Origin of the sequence: Pontiella sp., assembly GCF_041622395.1 — a bacterium.
In the GTDB taxonomy this organism is placed as follows: domain Bacteria; phylum Verrucomicrobiota; class Kiritimatiellia; order Kiritimatiellales; family Pontiellaceae; genus Pontiella.
The window spans coordinates 1-5,874 of the sequence record NZ_JBFJYW010000243.1; the positions used below are offsets into that span (position 1 = coordinate 1).

The following is a 5,874-nucleotide window of genomic DNA, read 5'->3' on the forward strand; positions in this document are numbered from 1 at the left end:
AGGTGCTGGTCAAGGCCGAGCGTTGGGACGAGGCGTTGGTTCAACTCGCCAAATGGGAGAAGGTCGACATGGACAACCGGAAAAACCATGACCCCGACAAGCTGTCTCCCTATTTTAAGAAAATCCGCGCCCAGATCGAAGCGGGGGTGGCGGCGGAGAAGAAATAGAGAAGGTGTTTTAAAACCGCCTCATCAGCATGGCCACGGCAACGGCGGCAACGATCCCGATCATGATTTTCTTGAGGATCGCTTCGGGGAGTCCGACGGCGAGCCGGCTGCCGAGCCGAACACCGAAAAGCGCCCCTCCCGCCATGGTGAGCGCGGTCGGGATGTCCGATTCGCCGCCCGCGCCGTAGGTGATGGCGGTCAGCAGCGTGAGCACCGTGATGATGGTGGTCGTGGTGCCGACGGTCCGGTGGGCGGGCAGACCGAGCAGGAGCAACGTTGGAACCAGCACGACTCCGCCCACGGAAGTGGCGCCCACCAGCGCGCCGAACAGCAGCCCGATGATCAGCCCGGGAACAACGCCGAGCACCTTTTGGGTGCCGATCGTCTGCGGTTCGGGTTCCCTCCGCAAGGCATTCAGCGCCATGGCGCCGACCGCCAAAAAAACGGCGATCAGGATAAGCAGTTCCAGCCCGTTCTTGAATCCGGCGCTTTCGCTGTTGGTGCTGATCCAGCGCGAAACGATAAAATTGGCGGGCACCGCCGCCACCAGGATCGCCCGGATGGTGTGGTGGGAAACGTTGTGGATGCGGATGTGGTGAAAGGTCGAGGCGATGTTCGTGAAAAACAGATAGAGGCTGGTGGTGCCGACCGCCCGGACGGGATCGAGCCCGAGAACCAGCGTGGTGGCCTGCAAGCCGAGCACCCCGCCGCCCACCCCGGTCAGGCCCACGGAAAAGCCGATGACGGCGCCAAGGACGAGCCGGAGGAGGATCTGCGAAATGGTCAGGTCGAATACCATCGGAACTTAGCTAGGTTCCGCCGCAAGCTTTGCAATGTTGAGCAAGACATCGCAGGCGGTCAGGTATTCCTTAATATCGACATATTCCGCGACCTGATGGAAATTGTGCGAGCCGCTGCCGAGGGTGATGGTCGGCAGCCCCTTTTCGTTGAAGTTGTTGGCGTCGAGCCCGGCGTCCATGATGACCGGGTTGGGTTTGAGGCCGACGGCCTCGACCGCCTGGCCGGCAATCCGTACGCACGGTTCCGACTTCTTGAGGCGAAAGGCGCGGTAGTCGGAAAGGGTGGCGAACTTGACCTTGCCGCATTTGCCTTTGTCGTTGGTCACGCTCTGGGCGGCCTGTTCGAAGCAGGTTTTGTAGACATTGACGATCTGTTCGAGGAAGGCCGGGCTATGGCTGCGGCATTCGCCCATCAGGATGCATTGGTCCATCACCTGGTTGCTGGCCTGTCCGCCGTTGATCGTCCCCAGGTTGGAGGTTCCGGCGCGATTGCCTTTCGTGATCTTGCCGAAATAGCCCTTTTCCGCCACCAGCGCCATGGCCTTCGAGGCAATCAGCCCGGCGGAAATCCCCTTGTGCGGTTCGAGCCCGGCGTGGGACGAGATGCCCGTGATCATGGCTTCCCAGCGCACGGCGCTCATGGCGCCGATCACGAGTTCGTTCGGTTCCTGCCCATCGAGGTTGAAGCCCATCGCCGGATGGCCCAGGTCCGCGAAGCGTACCATGCGCGACCCATGCAGCCCGTTCTCTTCTCCAATCGGGAAGAGCAGGGTCATCGGCGGATGCGGTAGGTTGTTTTCCAGAATGGTTTCGACCATCGTCACGATCGCGGCGCAACCGGAGCGGTCGTCGCCGCCGAGGCCGGTCTTGGTTTTGGAGACCACGCGGTTGCCTTTGACCATGGGCACCGCGCCCTTGCAGAGCGGCACCGTGTCCATGTGGGCCGAAAACATGATGCGCGGTGCCTTGACGGTGCCCGGCAGCTTTACGATCAGGTTGCCGGTCTCAAAGCCTTCGCCGAGCCGCTTGTGCGCGTCGTCGGTCGTGATCCACGCCGGCTTGCATCCGGCGGCGAGCAGCTTTTGCGAGAGGGCTTCGACCACTTTTGCTTCCTGCCCGGTGAGGCCTTCGACGGACAGCAAATCGAGTAGATGGGTGAGTGCGCGGTCTTGGTTGGTCATGGTTGTTCCTTTGGGTTGGCGAGGTCGTTGATGATGCGGGCGGCCATGGCGAAACCGAAGCTTCCGGTCACGAACGAGGCCGCGCCAAAGCCGAATTGGCAGTCGAGCTGTTTCGGGCCGCTGCCGGCGGCGGGCTTTTCGAAGCAGATGCCGCCGTCGGGGTGGGGGTAGCGGATGGTTTCGGCGGAAAAGACGCAGGCGATGCCGAATTTCTTCTTATGGTTGAGGTGCATGCCGGGGATGTTTTTCCGCAGTTGCTTGCGGCAGGCGGCCAGCAGCGGGTCGTTGTAGGAGTCGCGCAGGTCGGTCGTGCGCACCTGCGCCGGATCCACCCGTCCGCCCGCGCCGCCGGAGACGATGATCGGGATGCCCAGGCGCTTGCATTGGGTAATCAGGTGGATCTTGGCGTTTTTCTTGTCGATCGCATCGACCACGTAGGAGAGGCCGGGTTGGATGAGTTCGTCGGCGTTTTTGTCGGAATAGAATTCGCGGATGGCGGTGATGCCGCACGCCGGATTGATGAGCCCGATGCGCTCGGCGAGAATGTCGACCTTGGCGCGGCCGGCGGTGCCGGTCATGGCATGGATTTGGCGGTTGGTGTTCGAAAAGCAGATGTCGTCCCAGTCGACCAGGGTCAGCTGCCCAATGCCGCTGCGGGCCAGCGATTCGGCCACCCACGAGCCGACGCCGCCGATGCCGACGATCAGCACGTGCGCGGCCCGCAGTTTTTCCATGGCGCCTTGGCCATAAAGCCGGAAAAGCCCGCCGAAGCGGTGTTCGTATCCACCTGTTTCAATTTCGTTCATGCGTTCGTTCTCGCTGCCGCTACGCCCCTCACGCGGCTGAGTTTGTCCGGTTCGCGCCGGGGTGCGGGATTTTCCAAAGGGGGAACTATATGAATGCCGCCGCAGAATGCAAGGCACCGATACGGCCTTACCCGGCAATTGCCGTTGTTCGGCCCGGCCGCTAGGAGCGGAAGTCCGCGATGCGGCGGCGCTCTTCCTCCTCGCTGCGGAACTGCACGTTTTTCCAGTCCCGCGATTCGGCGGCGGACAATCCGCTGAAATGCTTGCGGTATTCGGAGGGGGTGGTTCCGGTGGCCTGCTTGAAGGTGTTGGCGAAGTACTGGCTGGTGCCGTAGCCGCACTCGAAGGCGATGTCGATGACCTTGACGTCGGTTTCGCGCAACAGGGTCTTGGCGCGTTCCATGCGGATGCGGAAGAGATATTCCATCGGGGTGCTGCCGGTCAGTTTCTGGAACACCTTGTTTAGCTGCGTTCGCTGGATGCCGCAAAACTTGGCCATGCCCGCCAGGGTCCAGCGTTGCTCGCACTGGGCCGGGAGCGCGGCGATGAGCGCCTGGACGCGTTGTTCCGAGTAGGAGTAGCTTCCGGCATCGACCACCTCGCCCGACACGATGCGCTTGAGCTCGACGAGAACCGCCCGCAGCAAAGTGGTGGTATGCGCTTCGCGCAGCGCGTGCGTGCTTTGCAGTTCGCCGATCAGCGTCGGCATCAGCCCCCGCATGGCCGGGGTGGCCGGGAAGCAGTGGCGCGGGCTTGCGGCGAACGTCGAGCTGAGGATCTCCATTTCCGCCTTGCTGAAACCGAAGGACTTCGGCAGGTGGAAGGTGGGCCGCGGCTCCGGGTAGTCGCGTTCCAGGTGGAAGAGCACGTGGTAGATCATGTTGTCGGGTTCGCGCGGATTCACGCTGCCATGCACCTGCCACGGAAGCGTGAAGTAGATCGAGCCCGACTCCACTTTTTCCGGAACCCCCTCCACCATCCACTCCAGCATGCCCTTTTCGATATAGGTGATTTCCATGCCGCGGTTCTTGTGCGGCGAGAGTTCCCGGCATTGGATGCGTCCATAACTGATGATTTCATTCATGATGTATAAAATATACCACCCGGAATCCCAAACGACAAGGTTGACATTCGTGTGTTTTATATAGGGTTCAATCCTAACAAGGGAGTCTGCTATGACGACATCTACCAACAAGACCTGGATCACCAAACTGCCAAAGATCGGGATCCGCCCAACTATCGACGGCCGTTACGGCGGCGTACGCGAATCGCTCGAAGGCCCCGTTATGACCATGGCCAAAAACGCGGCCAAGCTCATCAGCGAAAACCTCAAGTACCCCAACGGCGAGCCGGTCGAGTGCGTGATTGCCGATACCTGCATCGGCAACGTGGCCGAGTCCGCCGCCTGTGCGGAAAAATTCGATGCCGAAAACGTCGGCGTTTCGCTGACCGTGACCAACTGCTGGTGCTACGGATCCGAAACGATGGACATGGATCCGCTCCGTCCGAAAGCCGTTTGGGGCTTCAACGGCACCGAGCGCCCCGGCGCGGTTTATCTCGCCGCCGTACTCGCGGGCCATTCCCAGAAGGGGCTCCCCGCATTCGGTATCTATGGACGCGACGTGCAGGACGGCGGCGACGAAACCATCCCCGCCGATGTAAAAGAAAAAATCCTCCGCTTCGCCAAGGCCGGTCTGGCGGTGGCCACGATGAAGGGTAAATCCTACCTCTCCATGGGCGGCGTCTCCATGGGCATCGCCGGTTCCATCGTCGACCAGAACTTCTTCGAAGACTATCTCGGCATGCGCGTCGAAGCCATCGACCTGATGGAAATGCACCGCCGCATCCGCGACGGCATCTTCGACCAGGAAGAGTATGCGCAGGCGCTGGCCTGGGTGAAAGCCAACTGCCCGGAAGGCCACGACCCGAACGGCCCGACCACCACCCGCTCCCGCGAAAAGCTCGACAAAGAGTGGGAAACCTCCGTTAAAATGGCCATGATCGCCCGCGACCTGATGTACGGAAACGACAAGCTCGAGGAAATGGGCTACAAGGAAGAAGCCCGCGGCCATAACGCCATCCTTTCCGGTTTCCAGGGCCAGCGCCATTGGACCGACACCGAGGCCAACGGCGACTTCATGGAAGCCATCTCCAACAGCTCCTTCGACTGGTCCGGCATCCGCATGCCGCGTCTGATGGCCACCGAGAACGACTGCCTCAACGGCGTGCCGATGCTCTTCAGCTATCTGCTGACCAACACCGCGCAGGTCTTCGCCGACGTCCGCACCTACTGGAGTCCCGAATCCATCGAGCGTGTGACCGGGCACAAGGTCGACGGCGTAGCCGCCGGCGGACTCATCCACCTCATCAACTCCGGCTCCGCGTCCCTCGACGGCAGCGGCCGGCAGACGATGGACGGCAAGCCCGCCATGAAGCCCTTCTGGGAAATCTCCGAAGCCGAAGCCAAGGATTGCCTCGAGGCGACCACCTGGCACCCGTCGGTAACGGAATACTTCCCGGGCGGCGGCTGGTCCTCCAAGTTCACCACCAAGGCGGGCATGCCGATCACCATGAGCCGCGTCAACATCGTCAAGGGGCTGGGCCCGGTCCTGCAGATTGCCGAAGGCTGGACGGTTGAGCTGCCCGACGAGGTCCACAAGAAACTCGACGACCGCACCAACAACACCTGGCCGACCACCTGGTTCGCTCCGCGCATCACCGGCAAAGGCGCCTTTACCGACGTCTACGAAGTGATGGCCAAATGGGGCGCCAACCACGGGGCCTTCAGCTTCGGACACATCGGTGCCGACCTGATCACGCTGGCCGCCATGCTGCGTATCCCGGTCTTCATGCACAACGTGGAAGACGGCGACGTCTACCGTCCGAGTGCCTGGAGCTCCTTCGGTACCGAAGGCCTCGA

Annotated in this window: 5 protein-coding genes; 1 reads left to right on the top strand and 4 read right to left on the bottom strand. The window is 61.8% G+C overall.

All coding sequences use genetic code 11. The features are described from left to right. Positions 1-177: 177 nt before the first annotated feature. The 4 genes from ABYO54_RS13060 to ABYO54_RS13075 form a co-directional block, all read right to left on the bottom strand. Positions 178-966 (bottom strand): sulfite exporter TauE/SafE family protein, encoded by a 789-nt coding sequence (locus tag ABYO54_RS13060; RefSeq protein WP_372808689.1) that lies wholly within the window; start codon positions 964-966, stop codon positions 178-180. 6 nt (positions 967-972) lie between these two features. Further along, on the bottom strand, positions 973-2,148 hold the full coding sequence (locus ABYO54_RS13065) for a M20/M25/M40 family metallo-hydrolase (protein ID WP_372808690.1): 1,176 nt from the start codon (positions 2,146-2,148) through the stop codon (positions 973-975). After that, complete coding sequence (locus ABYO54_RS13070) at positions 2,145-2,954, bottom strand: ThiF family adenylyltransferase (RefSeq protein ID WP_372808691.1); 810 nt, start codon at positions 2,952-2,954, stop codon at positions 2,145-2,147. Before ABYO54_RS13070 ends, ABYO54_RS13065 begins: the two co-directional genes overlap by 4 nt. Before the next feature lie 160 nt (positions 2,955-3,114). After that, entirely contained in the window at positions 3,115-4,038 is a 924-nt protein-coding gene (locus tag ABYO54_RS13075) for an AraC family transcriptional regulator (protein WP_372808692.1), read from the bottom strand. 91 nt (positions 4,039-4,129) lie between these two features. Here ABYO54_RS13075 and ABYO54_RS13080 point away from each other — a divergent pair. Further along, a partial coding sequence (locus tag ABYO54_RS13080; RefSeq protein WP_372808693.1) for an L-fucose isomerase occupies positions 4,130-5,874 on the top strand: 1,745 nt, incomplete at its 3' end.